12 protein-coding genes and 2 pseudogenes are annotated in these 18868 nt (G+C 70.7%); 10 read left to right on the top strand and 4 right to left on the bottom strand.

What is annotated here, in order from left to right; translation table 11 throughout:
- Window positions 1–456, bottom strand: a 456-nt coding sequence (locus tag AOK08_RS10405) for a TerD family protein (RefSeq protein ID WP_198539230.1), incomplete at its 3' end; no start/stop codon positions are given.
- A gap of 272 nt (window positions 457–728) precedes the next feature.
- Here AOK08_RS10405 and AOK08_RS10400 point away from each other — a divergent pair.
- The 4 genes from AOK08_RS10400 to AOK08_RS10385 all read left to right on the top strand — a co-directional run bounded on the left by AOK08_RS10400 (window position 729) and on the right by AOK08_RS10385 (window position 5370).
- On the top strand, window positions 729–1157 hold the full coding sequence (locus tag AOK08_RS10400; protein WP_055525200.1) for a DUF6643 family protein: 429 nt from the start codon (window positions 729–731) through the stop codon (window positions 1155–1157).
- A gap of 42 nt (window positions 1158–1199) precedes the next feature.
- On the top strand, window positions 1200–2024 hold the full coding sequence (locus AOK08_RS10395) for an MOSC domain-containing protein (protein WP_055525199.1): 825 nt from the start codon (window positions 1200–1202) through the stop codon (window positions 2022–2024).
- A 184-nt stretch (window positions 2025–2208) separates the two neighbouring features.
- Window positions 2209–2814, top strand: coding sequence for an Rv1733c family protein (locus AOK08_RS10390; RefSeq protein WP_055525198.1), 606 nt, complete (start codon window positions 2209–2211; stop codon window positions 2812–2814).
- A gap of 117 nt (window positions 2815–2931) precedes the next feature.
- Window positions 2932–5370, top strand: a complete 2439-nt coding sequence (locus AOK08_RS10385) for a right-handed parallel beta-helix repeat-containing protein (protein ID WP_055525197.1) — start codon at window positions 2932–2934, stop codon at window positions 5368–5370.
- Here the strand turns inward: AOK08_RS10385 and AOK08_RS10380 are convergent.
- On the bottom strand, window positions 5340–7655 hold the full coding sequence (locus AOK08_RS10380; protein WP_055525202.1) for a hypothetical protein: 2316 nt from the start codon (window positions 7653–7655) through the stop codon (window positions 5340–5342). The genes AOK08_RS10385 and AOK08_RS10380 overlap by 31 nt on opposite strands.
- Before the next feature lie 552 nt (window positions 7656–8207).
- On the opposite strand from AOK08_RS10380, the gene AOK08_RS10375 reads away from it, so the two are divergent.
- Window positions 8208–9026 carry a DeoR/GlpR family DNA-binding transcription regulator gene (locus AOK08_RS10375; protein WP_055525196.1) on the top strand — a complete coding sequence of 273 codons (819 nt, stop codon included), beginning with the start codon at window positions 8208–8210 and terminating at the stop codon, window positions 9024–9026.
- A 306-nt stretch (window positions 9027–9332) separates the two neighbouring features.
- On the opposite strand, the gene AOK08_RS10370 is transcribed toward AOK08_RS10375, so the two are convergent.
- A complete protein-coding gene (locus tag AOK08_RS10370; protein ID WP_055525195.1) occupies window positions 9333–12137 on the bottom strand; it encodes a glycosyl hydrolase family 28 protein in 2805 nt (934 codons plus the stop codon).
- Between the two features lie 432 nt (window positions 12138–12569).
- On the opposite strand from AOK08_RS10370, the gene AOK08_RS10365 reads away from it, so the two are divergent.
- The 5 genes and pseudogenes from AOK08_RS10365 (at window position 12570) to AOK08_RS10355 (ending at window position 17484) form a co-directional block, all read left to right on the top strand.
- Entirely contained in the window at window positions 12570–13577 is a 1008-nt protein-coding gene (locus tag AOK08_RS10365) for a LacI family DNA-binding transcriptional regulator (RefSeq protein ID WP_055525194.1), read from the top strand.
- Between the two features lie 100 nt (window positions 13578–13677).
- Window positions 13678–13959 (top strand): annotated as a pseudogene (locus AOK08_RS49100) (hypothetical protein); the annotation flags it as partial.
- 101 nt (window positions 13960–14060) lie between these two features.
- Window positions 14061–16414, top strand: a pseudogene (locus AOK08_RS44510) (glycoside hydrolase family 2 TIM barrel-domain containing protein); the annotation flags it as partial.
- Window positions 16415–16474: 60 nt separating this feature from the next.
- Window positions 16475–16609 (top strand): hypothetical protein, encoded by a 135-nt coding sequence (locus AOK08_RS48390; protein WP_277816019.1) that lies wholly within the window; start codon window positions 16475–16477, stop codon window positions 16607–16609.
- Window positions 16606–17484, top strand: coding sequence for a carbohydrate ABC transporter permease (locus AOK08_RS10355; RefSeq protein WP_055525193.1), 879 nt, complete (start codon window positions 16606–16608; stop codon window positions 17482–17484). Before AOK08_RS48390 ends, AOK08_RS10355 begins: the two co-directional genes overlap by 4 nt.
- A gap of 121 nt (window positions 17485–17605) precedes the next feature.
- Here AOK08_RS10355 and cds1 read toward each other — a convergent pair whose 3' ends face one another.
- On the bottom strand, window positions 17606–18739 hold the full coding sequence (gene cds1 / locus AOK08_RS10350) for an L-cysteine desulfhydrase Cds1 (RefSeq protein ID WP_422125731.1): 1134 nt from the start codon (window positions 18737–18739) through the stop codon (window positions 17606–17608).
- Window positions 18740–18868: the final 129 nt, after the last annotated feature.

Raw genomic sequence — 18868 nt, 5'->3', positions numbered from 1 at the left:
GCCGACCGCGCGGAACTTCCAGGCGCCCTGCCTGCGGTAGAACTCGCCGAGCACGAACGCGGTCTCGACACTGGCGCCCGCGTTGTCGAAGCGGGCCACCACCGTGTCCTGCGCCGCGTCACGGACCTCGATGTACAGGCCGGGGACCTGTCCGAACGTTCCTCCGTCGGCGGAGGCGGCGAGGACGACGGTCTCGACGGCGGGCTCCACGCGCGTGAGGTCGACGAGGAGAGTGTCCGTCACCTGACCTCCGCCGTCCCGCTTGCCCTCGTGCCGGACCGCCCCGGAGGAGTGCGCGGGCTGGTTGTAGAAGACGAAGTCGCTGTCGGAGCGGACCTTGCCGGCCACCAGCAGCAGCGCCGAGGCGTCCGCGTCGGGCACGCCCGGCCCGGGGCGCCAGCCCAGCTCGACCCGGAGTGCCGCCGTGGGCACCGGCGTATTCGATCCCTTGGCCATGGACATGGTGCCCTCATCTCTGCCGGACGTGCGGCCAAACCTATTCTCCCGGGCCGGTGAACTCTCCTCGAACTGCCCTCTCGAACGCGGGAAGAACGCGGGGCGACCCGTCGGTAACCCGCCTGGAACCTGGTCTTTACCTGATCACTGCATTACCCCGTGCCCCTTTTCGGCGAGTTCGCTCGCATTGGCCCTCTCAGGTCACAGCCGACACGGAATTCAACCCCCTGCCGGTCTCCCCAACCGGCTGATGTGGGTTTAACTTATGTGCCATGACCTCCCCCCGCTCCACCTACGGCGGCGGCTACTACTCCGCCTTCCCGGACACTCCGATCTACGACTCGCTCGTCGCAGAGCGGGGGGCCCCGCAGATCGCTCCGATCCGGGTTCCCGCCGCGTACGACACGGGCGGCAACCTGCCCGCGCTGCCGTCCATGCTTCCCGCACTGCCGGCCGGCCCTTCCCAGCAGATCCCCTCCTACGGCTACCAGCAGGCGCCGCAGCCCTCGCCGCTGCAGCAGGCTCCCGCCGCGTACATCCCGCAGCAGGTTCCGCAGCGTGGCTACCCCGGCGGCGGCCAGCCGACGCAGCAGCGTCCGGCGGCGGCCACCGGCTACGAGGCGATGCGGCCCGCGGCTCCCCGGCCCGCTCCGACTCCGTACCAGGACCCGTACAACAACCAGCAGTACCGCGGGTACTGATTCCCACCCCGGACTGTCCGTGCCTGCTGGCACGATGGTGGTATGGGGAACGCGGAGCTGCACTCGATACACATCCATCCGGTCAAGGCGTTCCGGGGCCAGACGCCCCGGCAGGCCGTGGTGGAGCCCTGGGGGCTGGCCGGAGACCGACGCTGGGTACTGATTGACGCAGGGGGAAAGGTCGTCACTCAGCGCCAGCATCCTCGTCTGGCGCTGGCCGCCGCCGAGTTGTTGCCCGACGGCGGGATCCGGCTGTCAGCACCCGGTCGCGCGCCCCTGACCGTGCCCGTCCCGGAGGTGGCGGACACGACGACGGTGGACATCTTCGGCACGAAGGTGGAGGCGGTCCTCGCGGGCGACGACGCGCATGACTGGTGCGGCGGTTATCTGGGCGAGGACGTACGTCTGCTGCACATGGACGACCCCGCCACGCGCCGCGAGATAGAACCGGAGTTCGCGCTGCCCGGCGAGACCGTGAGCTTCGCCGACGGCTATCCGCTGCTGGTCACCACACTGGCGTCCCTCGACGCCCTCAACGCCCTGATCGCGCAGGGGGACCATCCGCAGGAGGGCCCGCTGCCGATGAACCGCTTCCGGCCCAACGTGGTGCTGTCGGGGACGGCTGCCTGGGCCGAGGACGACTGGTCCCGGATCGCCATCGGCGAGGTCACCTTCCGCGTCGCCAAGATGTGCGGGCGGTGCGTGGTGACCACCACCGACCAGGAGACCACCGAGCGCGGGCGGGAACCGCTGCGCACACTCGGGCGCCATCGCCGCTTCGGAAACCAGTTGATCTTCGGCCAGAACCTGGTGCCGGAGACTCCGGGCACGATCGGCGTCGGCGATCCGTTCACGGTTCTCGAATAGGCGGGCGTGATCTTCCGATTCGGTTCCGGGGGCGGGAACACCGGCACGGGGCTCGCCCGTTGGGTTGGTGAGATGTCCAGGAGCCGGCCGGTGAGAAGCGACGAGGGGTGATCTCGCTCTCTCCCGGACCGGCGTCGTGCGTGAACTGCTCCGACCGGTAGTCACGGAGCGGGAGGGGGCGGCTGTGCGGGCGATCGGCGGACTCTGGCACTGGCGGCACAATCCGCTGCGCCGCGCGACCGACCTCGCGGAGGCCTGGACGGCACTCGTGGCCCTGCTGCTGATCGTGCTCGCGGCACCCCTGATCGGCGTCCTCGTCGGCGACGCGGCCCAGCGCGAACTGCAACAGGCCGTACGGGCCCAGCACGAGATGCGCCATCTGGTCACGGCCACCGTGGTCAAGAAGCTCGCCCGTTCCCCGCTGGAGCCCAACCCCGAGTCGGCCTCCCCCCGGGACACGCGCAGCCGCGTACGGGCCGACTGGACGGGGCCGGACGGCACCCGGCAGCACGGCACGGTGATGGCGAGCCTCAAGTCCCCGCATCCCGGCGACCACTTCACGCTGTGGACGGACGGACAGGGCCGAATAACCGCCCGCCCGCTGGACACCGTCACCGCGACGACGCACGCGGTCCTCGCCGGGTTCGCCGCGACCGTCCTGTCGGCCGCCCTCGCCGAGAGCGGCAGGCGTCTGATCCTCGGGCGCATGGTCCGTCGCCGGTACGCCCGCTGGGACCAGGCCTGGGAACGGGCCGGACCCGACTGGGGCCGGACGGGGACCGGGAGTTGACCGCCTTGCGGCTCTGGTCAACCCACCGTGCCCGCGCACGCTACGGTGGACCGGCCGACATCGTTCGGCACCTTCCGCGACATCCCGCGTTCCACGAGGTGGGGGCACAGCAGCGCCATGGCACAGGGCACGGTCCAGGTGACGCACACCGGTACATCGAGGTGGCGGCGCCGCACGGGTGAGTACGCGTCGCTCGCCGCCGCTCTGGAGGCCGCGGCGGACGGTGACGTCCTCACCGTCGCGCCCGGCACCTACCGGGAGAACCTCGTCGTCGAGCGGGCGGTGACGCTGCGCGGCCCCGAGGGGTCCCCCGGCTCGGTGCGCATCGCGCCCCTGGACGGCGTGCCGCTCACCGTGCGCGCCTCTGCGGTGGTCCAGGACCTGCATGTGGAGGGCCAGGACTCGACCTCGGCGGCGGTGCTCGTCGAGGAGGGCACCCCCGAGCTGCTGGACGTGCGGATCGTCACCCGGTCCGCCGCCGGCATCGAGGTGCGCGGCGGCGCCCGCCCTACGGTGCGGCGGTGCACGGTCGACAACCCGGCGGGCGCCGGCATCGCCGTACTGGACGACGCGGGCGGGGTGTTCGAGGAGTGCGAGGTCGTCGCGGCCGGACAGGCGGGCGTGACCGTGCGCGACGGCGGGCATCCGCGTCTGGAGCGCTGCAGTGTGCACCACACCTCGGGCGTCGGTCTGTCGGTCTCGGGCGAGCACTCGGCGCTGGAGGCGGTCGGTTGTGAGATCTACGAGGTCAGGGGCAGCGGTGTCCAGGTCACCGGCCGGGCCACCGCCCATCTCACCGACTGCGGGGTGCACCGCACGTCCGCGGACGGCGTGACGCTCGACACCGACGCCGTGCTGACGCTCGCCGACTGCCGTATCCACGACATCCCGGAGAACGCGGTCGACCTGCGGTCCCGCTCGGTCCTCACGCTGACCCGCACCACGGTGCGTCAGTTCGGGCGCAACGGGCTGTCGGTGTGGGACCCGGGCACGCGGGTGGACGCCAACCAGTGCGAGATCTTCGACAGCACCGGCGACTATCCGGCGGTGTGGATCAGTGACGGCGCCACGGCGGTTCTCGAGTCCTGCCGGGTGCACGACGTACCGGACGCGCTGTTCGTGCTCGACCGGGGCTCGCGGGCGGACGTCATCGACAGCGACCTCTCGCAGGTGCGGAACACGGCCGTGTCGGTCAGTGACGGCGCGACGGCGCAGCTCGACGACTGCCGGATCCGGGACGCGGCGACGGGCGCCTGGTTCCGTGACCACGGCAGCGGCGGCACGCTCAGCGGCTGCACGGTGGTCGGCACCCAGACGGGCGTGATCGTCACCAAGGGCGCCGACCCCACCATCGAGCGCTGCACGGTCGACTCCCCCGCCGAGGCGGGCTTCTATGTGTCGGCGGGCGGCCGGGGCAGCTTCCTGCAGTGCCGGGTGACGGGCAGCGAGGGCTACGGCTTCCATGTCATAGACGGCTGCCGTTCGACGCTGACGAAGTGCCGTACGGAGCGGTGCGCGCGCGGTGGTTACGAGTTCGCCGACGGCGGGTCCGGCACGGCCTCCGGCGGCGGACCGGTCGTCGAGGACTGCACCAGCGACGAGAGCGGCACGCTGCGCACGCCCCCGGCGCCGGAGACGGCCGTACAGACGGTTGTGCGGTCGCCGGGGCTGCTGGGCGCCATCCCGGGCCAGCGCGCCACCGAGCCGGACCCGGCGGTGGCCGCGCCCGAGCCGGAGAGGGCCGCGCGGTCCTCGGCGGACGTCCTCGGTGAACTCGACGCGCTGGTGGGCCTGGAGAGCGTCAAGCGCGAGGTGCGGGCCCTCACCGACATGATCGAGGTCGGCCGGCGCCGGCAGTTGGCGGGCCTCAAGGCGGCCTCCCCACGCCGCCATCTGGTCTTCACCGGCTCCCCCGGTACCGGCAAGACGACGGTCGCCCGGCTCTACGGCGAGATCCTGGCCGCGCTCGGTGTCCTGGAGAAGGGCCATCTCGTCGAGGTGTCCCGGGTGGACCTGGTCGGCGAGCACATCGGTTCGACGGCGATCCGCACCCAGGAGGCCTTCGACCGGGCGCGCGGCGGTGTGCTGTTCATCGACGAGGCGTACGCGCTGTCCCCGGAGGACTCCGGCCGTGACTTCGGCAAGGAGGCCATCGACACGCTGGTGAAGCTGATGGAGGACCACCGGGAGGCGGTGGTGGTGATCGTCGCGGGGTACACGGCCGAGATGGAGCGCTTCCTGTCGGTCAACCCCGGTGTCGCGTCCCGCTTCTCGCGGACCATCACCTTCGGTGACTACGGCCCCGAGGAACTGCTGCGGATCGTGGAGCAGCAGGCGGAGGAGCACGAGTACCGGCTCGGCCCGGGCTCCTCCGAGGCCCTGCTGAAGTACTTCGAGGAGATCCCCAAGGGGGCCACTTTCGGCAACGGCCGCACGGCACGCCAGACGTTCGAGGCGATGGTCGAGCGGCACGCGGGCCGGGTCGCCCAGCACGCCGAGCCCAGCACGGACGACCTGACCCTGCTCTATCCGGAGGACCTGCCCGAACTGCCCTGAGCCCCGGGACCCGGCCGGGGTCCGGGCAGCGGTCCGGCCGGTGCCCCGGTGGGCCGCAGTCGCGCCAGCAGTTCCTCGCGCTCCTCGGCGAAGGCGGGGTCGGCCTGGTAGTCGGAGTGGCCGAGGACCGGCGAGGGCAGCGGGTGTTCCCTGTCACGGCCGTGGGCGAGGGGGTCCTTGAGGGGTGCGCGGTCCACCTCGGGGCCGCAGTCGCCGGGCAGGTGGACGGGGCCTCCGATGGGGTCGGTGAGCCGGTACAGGTTGCGCCAGCAGGCCACGTCGTGATGGAGCGAGGTGAGCGCGGCGGGGCCGAAGTGGGCCGGGAACCAGCGCCCGTACAGCCGCTCCAGCGGTGAGCCGTACGTCAGCAGCGCCACGCGTTTGCGCACCGAGGGCTTCAGTTGCCAGGCGGCGGCTGCCGCGAGGACGCTGCCCTGGGAGTGCCCGGAGAGGACCAGACGCCCGCCGGTGGCCTCGGTCCAGGTGGCGATCCGCCAGGTCAGGTCGGGCACCGCGCGCTCGGCGTAGCAGGGCGGTGCGAAGGGATGCGAGGCGCGCGGCCAGAAGGTGCCGACGTCCCACAGGATGCCGATGGTGCGCCGCGCCGCCGGGTCCTTGTAGGCGCGCCGCCCCCAGGTGACGAACAGCAGGAAGCCGAATCCGATCAGCCAGGACCCGAGGGCCTGCGCGGCCTGGGCGGCGCCCCGCAAGACCACGTACGCGCCGTACGAGGCCTCGCCCGGCGTGTCGTCCGTGACCCGGGCCCCGATCAGCGCGGCGGCGCCCAGGAGCAGCGTCACCGCGGAGGTGATGCCGACGATGCGGGGTGCCCGGTCGGTGAGCGCGGCCATCGCACGCATGCCCGCGATACGGCGGGTGCGTACGGCGTCCAGGGGCGCCCCCGAACTGTCCGCGTAGTCCTGCTCGACGGCGGCCAGTTGGGCGCGCCGCAGTCGCAGGGTCTGCCGGGCCAGCCAGCCCGCGAGGCCCAGGACGACGAGGAGGACGGCCGGGATCACGGATGCCTGCCAGGTCAGCAGGACGGGCGGGCCTTCGATGGTGCCGCCGGTGCCGTCGAGCCAGTCGGCGACGCGCTGGGAGACCCCGCCGGACATCACGCCGCCCAGCGCGCAGGCGAGCGTCGTCACGGCGGGTCCGGCGAAGCCGCGCATGGCGGCACGCGGGTCGGGGTGGGCGCGGTACAGCAGGTGGGCGACCGCGGCCAGGACGATGACGACGGTGCCCTGGAACAGCGCGAGGGCACCGAAGGTCATGTCGCCCGGCAGCCGCCCCGCCGACTTCCATCCGGGGCGCGACCAGCCGGCGTACACGGCCGTGAGGATCAGCAGGGCGAGCGCGCCGCCCGGCAGGAACCGCACGAGACGGGCGTCGAGTTCCCGGTCGAGGCGCCTTTCACTGCGCCCTCTGCGGCACACCACCCACACCACGGCGACGGCCCCGGCGATCAGCGCGGCGTACAGCACCTCGGCCAGGGTCGCCAGTACCGCCGGACCGCCGGGCGCGCGGTCGTGGCGGGCGGCGGCGGAGCCCAGGGCGGCGGCGACCGTCAGCAGGCCTGCCGCGGTGTGCGCGGCGCGCAGCCGGGCGACCAGCCGCCGTCCGTACCAGAACCCGGGCCGCCCCAGTGCCGTACGGATGTTCTCCTCGGAGGGCTCGGGGGCGTGGGCCATCGGCCGCTGGGACTCGTAGGCGCTCCAGGTCCGGCGGGACAGGAACCAGAGCAGGCCGGTGAGAGCGGCGGGCACCACGGCGGCCAGGGCCAGGCGGCGGCCCGGCGCGCTCCACCAGCCGTCGTCCGACCTGGCCGGGGAGAGGAAGCCGAGCCAGGAGTGCGACTCGGCGCACGCGCGTGTGCCCGCGCACTGCCAGGCCGCGAGGTCGAGGGCGACCTCGCAGGCGGCGGCGACCAGGAGAACGGTGAGGCTCAGGGCGGCGAGGCGCACCAGGAGACCGTGGAAGCGGACCGTGCCCTGCCGGTCGCGGGCGGGCGGCCGCATCCAGTGGGCGAGGTTGACGACCATGAACGGCAGCAGCAACAGCCACAGGGCGCGTGCGCCGTTGCCGGAGGTGAGGTTGCACCAGACGTACGCCTCGCGGACCGGCGCGCCCTCCGGGTCGGCGGGTCGGTCCTCCGCTCCGGCGTCGTCCACGCGGCGGAAGACGGCGGCCGTGTCGTCGCCGGTGATGCGGACGGTGCGCGGATCGTTGAGCATCTTCTCGGGCGTGGCTCCGCCCACGCCGTGGACGAGGAGTTCCAGGGCCATGCCGGTCGTCGTCGCCCCTGCGCTGGGTGACTCGGTTTCGCCGGTCGGCTTGGTTTCGTTGGGAGGCTTGGTTTCGTTGGGTGGCTCGGCCTTGTTGGGTCGCTCGGCCTTGTTGGGCTGCTCGGTCCTGTCTCTTCCGCCGGTCCTCGCGGCCCGTTCCTGCGTGTGCTCCACTGCTCGCACTTCCCCCGATTGCTCGTACTTCCCCCGTGCCGCGCGGGCGGCCTGCCTGCTCCGGGACGTTGCCGCGCGGGACAGGAGGATCTCCGCCCGGCGGGCTCCGTACACCTCTCGTCACGGAATCTCCCCGATCCGTGTGACAGGTGGGGAGCCCGCACCGCCAGAATGGCATGCCCGTGTCATGACGGGCAGTGGCGCGACAGGTACAGGCCCATGCGAGTATGGGACGTCCGCCGGGCCGGTAGCAGGAGGAATGTCCTTGTCGGAGCGGGTTCGCAACAAGTTCGCAGCGGGTGTGCGGGACGTGTCGGAGATGGTGGGGGCGATTGGACCGACGGGCCCGAAGGAACCCCGGAAGGACGTGGAGCGGTCGTGAATGACAACCAGAACCTCCTCGCGGAGCAACGCCGCGCCCTGATCCTGGACGAGGTGCGGCGCCGTGGGGGCGTTCGCGTCAACGAACTGACCCGCAAGCTCGGCGTGTCCGACATGACGGTACGCCGCGACCTCGACACGCTGGCCCGCCAGGGCGTCCTGGAGAAGGTGCACGGCGGCGCGGTGCCGGTGGTCGAGGCGAGCACCCACGAGCCGGGGTTCGAGGCGAAGTCCGGTCTGGAACTGACGGCCAAGGAGGACATCGCCCTGGCCGCGGCGGAGCTGGTCGCGCCGGGCTCGGCGATCGCCCTGTCGGGCGGTACGACCACCTACGCGCTGGCGCATCAACTGCTGGACGTGCCCGATCTGACCGTGGTGACCAACTCGGTGCGTGTCGCCGACGTGTTCCACACCGCGCAGCGGGTTTCGGGGCAGCGGCAGGGGGCGGCGACGGTGGTGCTGACCGGTGGGGTGCGGACGCCGTCCGACTCGCTGGTCGGGCCGGTGGCCGACCAGGCGATCGCGTCGCTCCATTTCGACGTGCTGTTTCTCGGCGTTCACGGGATATCGGTCGAGGCGGGGCTGTCCACGCCGAATCTCGCGGAGGCGGAGACCAATCGGCGGCTCGTGCAGTCCGCCCGGCGCGTTGTGGTGGTTGCCGACCACACCAAGTGGGGGACGGTGGGGCTCAGTTCGTTCGCCGCGTTGGAGCAGGTGGATACGTTGGTGACGGATTCGGGGCTGGCGGCCGAGGCTCGGGGAGAGATTTCGGAGCATTTGCGGCGGCTGATTGTCGCCGGTGAGGGTGGTATCTGAGGGGCCGGCTGAGGGGGTGCCTCGGCAGGTGCGTTTGCGGGTGCGGCGCCGTTGTGGCTTGTCGCGCGGTTCCCCGCGCCCTTGAGAGGGGCGCCCTCGTAGCCGAAGGCGCCCCTCCCGGCAGGGTAGGTGCCGCGCATGTTCAGGTAGCCGTCGCCGCCGGTGACCGTGGCGGCGTAGTCGCTGACGGAGGCAGCCGAGCGGAAGTGCCCCTGTTTGAGACGGCAGGGCAGCGCTGGTCGGCTCTGGGCCACCAGCGCTGCCTGTCGTGCTCGTGGTGCGTACTCGGTGCGGTGGTGCGGCGGCCTACGGGGTCACGGTCAACGCGGGCATCATGTCGGCGTTCCCGTTGGTGAGCTTCCCGGAGCCGGTGGCGCCTTCGGAGCTGACGAAGCGCAGCTCGTGGTTGGTGCCCGTGTCGCCGACGGCGAGCAGGAGCGTGGACTGGTTGGCCGCGAAGGCGTTCTGGACGAAGGAGGTGATGTCGACGGTGATGTCACGGCCGTCGATGGCGTTGCCCTGGTGGGCCCCGCCGCCCTCGGGGATGACCGTCGAACCCAGGGCGAAGGTGGCCGACCTGGCGACGGAGGAGGTCGTGGCGGTGAAGCTCGGCCGGTTCGGCCAGGTCATCGTGGGGACCGGGCAGGACGTGCCGCCGCCGGTGCACGTGGTGGCGATGACGGGCTGAACGAGCAGCTGGTCGGTGTCGGTCGACGGAACCGAGGTGTAGCGGTGGCCGACGTAGGTGAGGTGGAGGGTCGCCCGGCTCGGTGCCTTGGTGAGGCTGCCGAGCGGGAACTGGAGGTAGGAGAGCTTCCCGTCTCCGGATCCCGTGGTGTACTGCTCGCCCATCAGTCCGTTGCCCGTGTTGCGGGTGATGAGGGTCAGGTCCGAGGAGTTGTTCGTGCTCTGGTCGCCGGACCACGCACCCACCCAGGTGTCGCCGCTGGTGGCGGCGCCGGGCTTGACGTTCTGGGTCTGCCCGTTCGCGTCCGTGTAGGTGGTGGTCAGGGTGCCGACGCCGCTCGTCGTGAGCGGGAGCTGGCCGGTGTACTCGACGAGCTGGCCCGCGACACGGAGGTTGTTCAGCGTCGCGTTCGTGACGCCGTTCATGCTGTTCGTGGTCTGCTTCGAGAACCACACGTTGTCGAGGTTGACGGTGGGGATGGGGGACTTGACGTACGTGTACGTGTTTCCGGACCCGTCAGGGTTGGGGGCGTACCCGTAGTTGGCCTGCTGGTCGGCGGTGATGGTCTGGGTGGTTCCGTTGCCGCCGCCGATGCCGATCGATCCCGAACCGAGCCGGGACGTGTCGATCGAGCTGTTCTTCACCACGAGGCTCTGGATGCGCGGGTACGTGTTGGAGTTGTTCATCACGGTGATGCCGCCGACCGGGGCCGACACCGAGTTGAAATTGTCGAACGTGAAGTTGCCGAGCTTGTGGCCGAGTGTCTGGTAGCCCAGTCGGATCGCGTTGCCGGCACCGACGGTCCAGTTCAGGGTGTTGCTGACCGAGATGTTGTTCGAGTCCTCGTTGTCCCACTGGTCGGAGTTGAACCCGAGCTGGTTGGAGACGGCGTCGTAGGCGCCGATCGCGTTGACGTAGCCCTGGACGTTGGCGCTCGGGGTGCCGAGCTGGAAGTTGTTCCAGACGCCGGAAGCGAGCGGGGTGAACCCGTTGCTGGGGTTGTAGTGGCCGGACGCGAACGCGTCGTCGTTGCCGAGGGTGAAGACGCCGTTGGCGGTGATGTTCTGGCCGCTGGCGAAGTCCGTGCCGTCCACCCACGGCTGGGCGTACGGGGTGAGGGCCTTGATGTTGTTGAACGTGACGCTCTTGGCAGTGTGGGTCTCGTAGTTCCACTGCTTCGCGTTGCGCTCGTAGGTGTCGTTGAAGGTGATGTTCGACGAGTGCATGACCATGACGCCGCCCTGGTGCTGGCTGCGGTAGGCGTCGTGCAGGTCACCGCCGCCGGAGGTGTTGTAGTTCGCCACCCCGTTGGCGTCGAAGACACCGCGGCCGTCGATCTCGACGTTGTTCGAGTTGACGATTCCGATCGCCGGCTCGAAGGCCTCCATGTACGCCTGGACCCGGTTGAGCAGCAGGGCCCCTTCGTCGGTGTAGATCTTCAGCCTGCCGCCCTTGAGCGCGCCGCCGTTCACACCGTTGATCTGCAGGCCCGACCACAGGTAGGTGCCGTTCGGGAAGTAGAGGGTGTTGAGCTGCGTGGGGTTGGCCTTGATGGTCTGGATCGCTGCCTGAAGGGCGAACGTCGCGTCACCGGCGGCCATCACGCGCTGGTTCGGGTAGCGCACGTTGGAGGTGTTCGCGCTCACCAGGCTGCCGGCCGAGGTGGTCTGGCCGGCCGGTATGGCGGTGCCGTTGACGGTACGTCCCGCCATGGAGCTGGTCGTCGCGGCCGGCGCGGTCTGGGCCGCGCTGTTCGGGTGCGCCGCGAGGTACTTGGCGGCGAACCGCTGGAAGTTGACGACCCCGGTCTGCGTGTTGACGCCCGAACCGTCCGGCGCGTCGGTGGTGTCCGGACGCTGCGACGGATCCTCGATCGGATCGTTGATGACCGCCAGATAGGGCTGACCGGCGGCGTTGGTCGAGTCGCCGTTGACCATCACGATCGCCTGGTTCAACCCGGCGGTCGCCGACATCTGGAACGTCAGGGTGTGCTTGTCCGTGCTCACCGACACGCTGCCGGCGGGGTAGTAGCGCGCCGGGTAGACGTTCACCGTGTTGATCGTGGTGCTGGGCAGCGTGACCGTGATCGTCGGTGTCCGGGAGTTCGACGCGAACCGCGCGATGTCGAAGTTGTGGCCGTTCTGGGTGTACTGCACGGCCTGGACGGGTGTTCCGGCGACCTGCACCTGGTACTTGGTGGCCGCCACATCCGGCGACGTCGTGGTGCCGCCCCCCACGCCCGACGGCGCGTAGGTGTGGACCGTGACAGGGGTGGCGGCGTGTGCGGAGACCGCGCCGGTGAGCAAGACGCTCGCCGCCGTGAGGGCGGCACTGGCGGTGGCTGCGATGATGCGGTTGACGCGCGAGGTGCCTCGCGCCGAAGTGAGCTTCGAGTCGGCTTCGTTGCCGGCCGGTCGGATCATGCGGGTCTCTCCTCAGGACTAGACCGTTCCAGGTCTGTTCGGGCGCTCGCCGCCCGCCGGGGACGCGCGGAGCATGGGCGACACCGTTGCCGAGCTGCCGCGACTGGGGCTGCCGCTACCGAGAGGGCCACCACGACGCACCCGGTGGGATGGCACGGGGTGACGTCGAGTTGTTGGTTGACGCGGTGGACCAGGATGGTTCCACAGCGTTGACCGATCCACGTGACCGGTGTGGCCGGGATGTTAATAGCGCGTTTCCTGCGACGTCAACGGTCCGCGCACCCAACTGCCCGGAAGCATGCGCGACTTGCAGCGTTTCCCTCCGTTCACGTAACGGCTGCATCACGGTCTTCCGATAACGCCTTGCCCTCTCGCGGCGCGCGATCCTACGCTGACGCAACTTCGTGGATCGATAAAAGTTCGGGAGCACTCATGGTGACTATGGCGGAAGTGGCCGCTCGGGCAGGAGTCACCAAGCAGACCGTCTCCAACGTGGTGGCCGGCAAGAAGGTGCGACCGGAGACCCTGGCGAGGGTGAACACGGCGATCGCCGAACTCGGCTACAAACCGAACCTGGTGGCGCGCTCGCTGCGCACCGGCAGCACCTCGACCGTGGGGCTGTTCGTGCCGTCGGTGGCCAATCCGTTCTACTCGGAGGTGGTCGAGGAGGTGGAGAACGTCCTGGTCGGCCACGGGTACAACCTGCTGCTGGCCACGACGCGCGACGATCCCGACTACACCCGGGCCCACCTGGAGAACCTCGCCGCGCGCTCGGTGGACGCACTGCTGGTCGCCGGGGACAAGGGCGTCGTGCAGCAGGTGCCGATGCTCACCGCGGCCACCTTCCCGGTCGCGCTGTTCGCCTGGGAGGGCGACCCGCCGACCACGCTCCCGGTGGTGTCCATCGACTACGAGCACGCCGGATTCCTGGCCGGGCGCCACCTGCGCGAGCTCGGCCACCGGAACGTCGCGGTGATCGCCGACCTTCCCTCCCACGCGCCACGCGTCGGCGGGTTGCGCCGGGCGTTCGCCGCCGACGGGCTGGCCATCGACGACCGCAAGGTGTTCACCCGTACCAGCGACGACGCGGCCGGCGGGTACGACGCGGCCTGCGCGGCACTGGACGCCGACCCGGCACTGACGGCACTCTTCGCCACCCACGACGTCCTGGCCGTCGGCGCCATCGAGGCGGTGATCCGGTCCGGGCGGCGGGTCCCCGAGGACGTCAGCGTCGTCGGCTTCGACGACATAGCGCAGGTCGGACGGATCGACCCGGCGCTGACCACGGTCACCTTCCCGAAGCGCGAGATGGCTCAGCAGGCCGTCGAACTGCTGCTGCGCGCCATCGACTCCGGTCGGCCGCCGGTCAACGTCATCACACTGCTGCGCCCGACCCTGACGGTCCGGGACAGCAGCGCTCCGCCCCGAGCAACCACCTAGCACCCGAAGCCGCTCGACCTGCGTGATCCAGGGAGCCGTCGGCAGGTCCCGCTGTGCCGTCTCCCGTCACCTCGACGACTTCCGAGAGGACCCCTCACCAATGAACGACCCCGGCCCCGACGCCTACGTCGAAGACCGGTCACCGGGCACCGGACGGCTGCGGCCGCGCGCCGCGTTCGCCTCCGACCTGCCCGTGGTCGCGCTCGACGGCGACTGGAGATTCCGCCTGGCGTCTGGGCTGGACGACCTCACCGGGGAATTAGCCGCACCGGACTTCGACGACGCCGGCTGGGACCTGCTCGCCGTGCCGTCCTGCTGGCAGATGACCGGCCTGTTAGGCGAGCCGCGTTACGGCACCCCGGCCTGCACCAACATCCTCTATCCGTTTCCGGTCGACCCGCCGAGGGTGCCCCGGCAGAACCCGACCGGCGAGTACCGCCGGTCGGGTTCGAGGTACCGGACGGGTTCCCGGCAGCTGACGCGGTGCTCCGGTTCGAGGGCGTCGACTCCGCGTTCGCGGTCTGGCTCAACGGTGTCCGGCTCGGCGACGGCAAGGGCAGCCGGCTGCCGACCGAGTTCGACGTCCGCGCCGCTCTGCGGCCGGGCCGGAACGTGCTCGCGGCCCGCGTGCACCAGTGGTCGTCCGGCAGCTACCTGGAAGACCAGGACATGCGGTGGCTGTCCGGGATCTTCCGGTCGGTGTCCGTGGCCGCTCGCGGTGTCGAGGACTTCTTCGTCCGCACCGCCTACGACCACACCACGGGCCGGGGCACCCTGGCCATCGACGTCACCGCCCCGACCCGGGTGTCGCTGTCGGTGCCCGAGCTCGGCATCACCGCCGCCGACCCCGCCGGACCGCACGTGATCGACGGCGTCGAGCCCTGGTCGGACGAGAACCCGCGCCTGTACTCGGGGGAACTGGTCTCGGCGGCGGGTGAGCGAATACCGCTGCGCATCGGCTTCCGCACCGTGGCGGTCGTGGACGGGGTCCTGACCGTCAACGGCCGGCCGATCTCCCTGCGGGGCGTCAACCGCCACGAATGGCACCCGCTGACGGGGCGGACCCTGACCGAGGACACCATGGCGGCCGACGTGCCGCTCATGAAGCAGCACAACATCAACGCGGTGCGCACCAGCCACTACCCGTCCGACCACCGCTTCCTGGACCTGTGCGACGAGCACGGACTGTGGGTGTTCCGCGAGGGCGACCTCGAGACGCACGGCTTCGAGCCCGGCGGCCGGCTGCGCAACCCCAGCGACGACCCCGCATGGCGCGAGGCCTGTCTGGACCGGACCGCGCGGCTCGTGGAACGGGACAAGAACCACCCCTCGGTCATCGTCTGGTCGCTGGGCAACGAGTCCGGCACCGGAACGAACCTCGCCGCCACGGTCGCGTGGATCCGCCGGCGCGACGACGGCCGCCTGATCCACTACGAAGGCGACTGGGCGAGCTGCTCCTACGTCGACCTGTACTCCCGCATGTACATCGGCGTGGACGAGTTGGCCGCCGTGGGGCGCGGCCAGGAGACCCCGACCGCCGATCCGGCCGACGGCGCCGACCGCCGTTCGCTGCCGGCCGTGCTGTGCGAGTACGGCCACGCCATGGGCGCCGGCCCCGGCGGCCTGTCCGAGTACCAGCAGGTCATCGAGGCGCACCCGCGCCTGGCCGGTGGCTTCATCTGGGAGTGGATCGACCACGGGATCCTCCGGCACACCGGACAGGACGACCCCCAGCCCTTCTACGCCTACGGCGGCGACTTCGGGGAAGAGGTCCACGACGGCAACTTCGTGGCCGACCGGCCGCTGTTCCCCGACCGCACGCCGTCGCCGGGCCTGGTCGAGTACAAGAAGGTCATCGAGCCGGTCCGGATCCACATCGCCCCGGCGGCGCGGCGGATCTCCGTGCACAACCCGCACCACGTCCGCGACAGCACCTACCTGGACTTCCGGTGGAGCGTCGAGGACGGCGGCGAGCCGGTGGGCTCCGGCGGCCTGACCGTGCCCGCGGTCGCACCGGGCGGGACGACAGCCGTCGCATGGCCCGCCGATCTCGCCGCCGATCTCGCCGCCGCGCTCGACGCGGCGCTCGACGCGGCGCTCGACGCGGCGCGCAAGAACGGCTCCGGCCACGAGGTGTGGCTGACCGTGACGGCGGTGCTCGCCACCGATGAGACCTGGGCCGCGGCCGGCCACGAGATCGCCTGGGGTCAGGGGCTGGTGGTTCCGGCCCGCTCGCCCATCCCCTTCACACCGGCGCCGGCGACCGCCCACGACGGGTACCTCGCGCTGGGTCCGGCGCGGTTCGACGTTCGCACCGGCGCGCTCGTCCGGCTCGGCGCCCTGGAACTCGACGGCCCGAGGCTCGATGTCTGGCGCGCCCCGATCGACAACGATCTGCTCAACGCCTTCGGTGAGGCGCAGATCCCTGCTTGGCTCGCCGCCGGACTGCACCGGATGCGCCACGAGGTCCTGGGCGTCGAACCCGACGCCTCGGGACTCACGGTCACCGCCCGGCTCGCCGCCGCCGGTTCCTCCTCCGGGCTCGACGTGGTCTACCGCTGGACAGCCTGCGACGGACCGGGCGCGGACCGGACCCGGCTCCGGCTGGAGACCACCGTCACTCCCGACGGCGCATGGCCGGTACCGCTGCCCCGCCTGGGCGTCGCGATGTCGCTGCCCGGCACCGACGCCGAGGTCGAGTGGTTCGGCCCCGGTCCCGGTGAGGCCTACCGCGACTGCCGAGCCGCGGCGCGGGTCGGCCGCCACAGGTCGACCGTCCGGCCATGCAGACCCCCTACGTCCGCCCGCAGGAGAACGGCAACCGCCACCACATTCGCCACGCCCGGATCACGGCCCCGGGCGGCTCCCTGCTCATCACCGGCGACCTCTCCCCGATCATGAACACGACCCTGGGCATGGACGTGGGCGGCCAGAACCTGGCAGCCGCCGAGTCCGTCGTGCTCGCCCTGGTCACCCTCGTGCTCTCGTTCGGATTCCTGAAGTACACCCAGCGCAAGGGAGCGATGGCATGAGCGTGGTCCTGGGCAGCCGACCGGCCCGACCGGCCCGCCGCGGCAGTGAGATCGCGAGCAGGGTCGTCGTCAACGGCGTGCTCGGCCTGATGGCCGTCTACACGCTGATCCCGCTGTGGTGGCTGTTCGTCTCCGCGACCAGGGGCTCGGGTTACCTCTACACCGGTACGCCGCTGTGGTTCTCCCACTTCGACCTGATCACCAATATCAGGAACGTGCTGAGTTTCGACGGCGGCGTCTTCTCCACCTGGCTCGCCAACAGCGCGCTCTACAGCCTCGTCGGCGCGACCGTCAGCACCCTGCTGTCCGCGATGGCCGGCTACGCGCTGACCAAGTTCAGCTTCCGTGGCCGCGAGAGCGTCTTCAACGTCATCCTCGCCTCGGTCCTCATACCGGCGCCGATGTTCGCCCTGCCGCTGTTCCTGCTCATGGCCAAGTTCGACCTCACCAACACCTACTGGTCTGTGCTGCTCCCCAGCTGCGTCAGCCCGTTCGGCGTCTACCTGTGCCGGATCTTCGCCGGCTCGTCCGTCCCGGACGAACTGCTGGAAGCCGCACGGATCGACGGAGCGGGCGAGGGGCGCACCTTCTTCAGGATCGCCCTGCCGCTGATGGCCCCGGCGCTGGTGACCGTCTTCCTGTTCCAGTTCGTCGGCATCTGGAACAACTATCTGCTGCCTTCACTCATGCTCAACTCCCCCTCGCGGCTGCCGGTGACGGTCGGCCTGGTGCAGTGGCGGTCGGAGTTCGCCAACGGCGTGCCACCGCTGCTGCCGATCACCGGTGCCTTCCTGTCACTGATCCCCCTGCTCGTCGCCTTCATCAGCCTCCAGCGGTACTGGCGCAAGGGCCTGACCGCGGGCGCCGTCAAGTAGCACGTTCACCGCCGCCCCCGGTCGCCTCCGGCTTTCGTCCTCACCGCCGGACAGGCGGGCGATGCACCCGCCTTCACCGAGGTCATGGCCCGCCTGTGTGTTCCCGGCCGACGGGGCCGGGTCAGCTGGGCCACACGCCTGTTTTCAGGAAGTCCTCGATCGTTGCCCTGTAGGGCGCGATGTCGAGGTTCTGTTCCGTCAGCCAGGTGTCCGAGTAGTACTTGTCCAGGTAGCGGTCGCCGTCGTCGCACAGGAGGGTCACCACGCTGCCCTGCCGGCCCGCCGCGACCATCTCCGCCACGATCTTGAGGGCGCTCCACAGGCCCGTGCCCGTGGAGGCGCCCGCCTTGCGGCCGATGGCCTGGTCCAGGGCTCGTACCGCGGCGACGCTGGCCGCGTCCGGGACCTTCATCATGCGGTCGATCGCACCGGGGACGAAGCTGGGTTCCATACGGGGGCGGCCGATGCCCTCGATCCGGGAGCCGCAGTCGCAGGTGACGTCCGGATCGCCGGTGGTCCAGCCCTCGAAGAAGCAGGAGTTCTCCGGGTCGGCGACACAGATGAGGGTGTCCCGCTGCGTGTAGTGGACGTAGCGGGCGAGCGTCGCCGAGGTGCCGCCGGTGCCCGCCGTGGCGACGATCCACGCGGGCTCCGGGAAACGTTCCAGCTCCAGTTGGCGGAATATGGATTCGGCGATGTTGTTGTTTCCGCGCCAGTCCGTGGCCCGTTCCGCGTAGGTGAACTGGTCCATGTAGTGGCCGCCGGTCTCCGCAGCGAGGGCCACCGAGGCCTCGTACATCTTGCGGGAGTCGTCCACGAAGTGGCACCGGCCGCCGTGGAACTCGATGAGGCGGCACTTCTCGGCGCTGGTCGTGCGGGGCATCACGGCGACGAAGGGCACGCCGATCAGTTTCGCGAAGTACGCCTCCGAGACTGCCGTGGACCCACTGGACGCCTCGATCACCGGGCGGCCCGGCCGGATCCAGCCATTGCACAGACCGTAGAGGAAGAGCGAACGGGCGAGGCGGTGCTTCAGGCTTCCGGTGGGGTGGGTCGACTCGTCCTTCAGATACAGATCGATACCCCAGCTCTCGGGCAGCGGGAAGCGGAGCAGGTGCGTGTCGGCCGAGCGGTTGGCGTCGGCCTGGACCTTGCGGACGGCCTCTTTGAGCCAGGTGCGGTATTCGGCGTCGCCTCGGTCCACGTCGAGCGTGTCCAGGGTTTCGGCGGTCCCGGTGGGGTCGGGGATGCTCACGTCAGGCTCCTTGTGCCGCACTCGCCGACGGCTCCACGGGCCGTCGGACGAACCGATCATAGACACCCTTCCAAACGCTCCCCACCTGCATAAACATCCCTTTGGGCGGCCCAAAGGGATGTTTATGCA

The organism is Streptomyces graminilatus (assembly GCF_001418565.1).
GTDB classification, from domain to species: Bacteria; Actinomycetota; Actinomycetes; order Streptomycetales; family Streptomycetaceae; genus Streptomyces; species Streptomyces graminilatus.
Note: the sequence above shows the minus strand (reverse complement) of the source record. Positions and strands in the feature narration are given on the sequence as shown.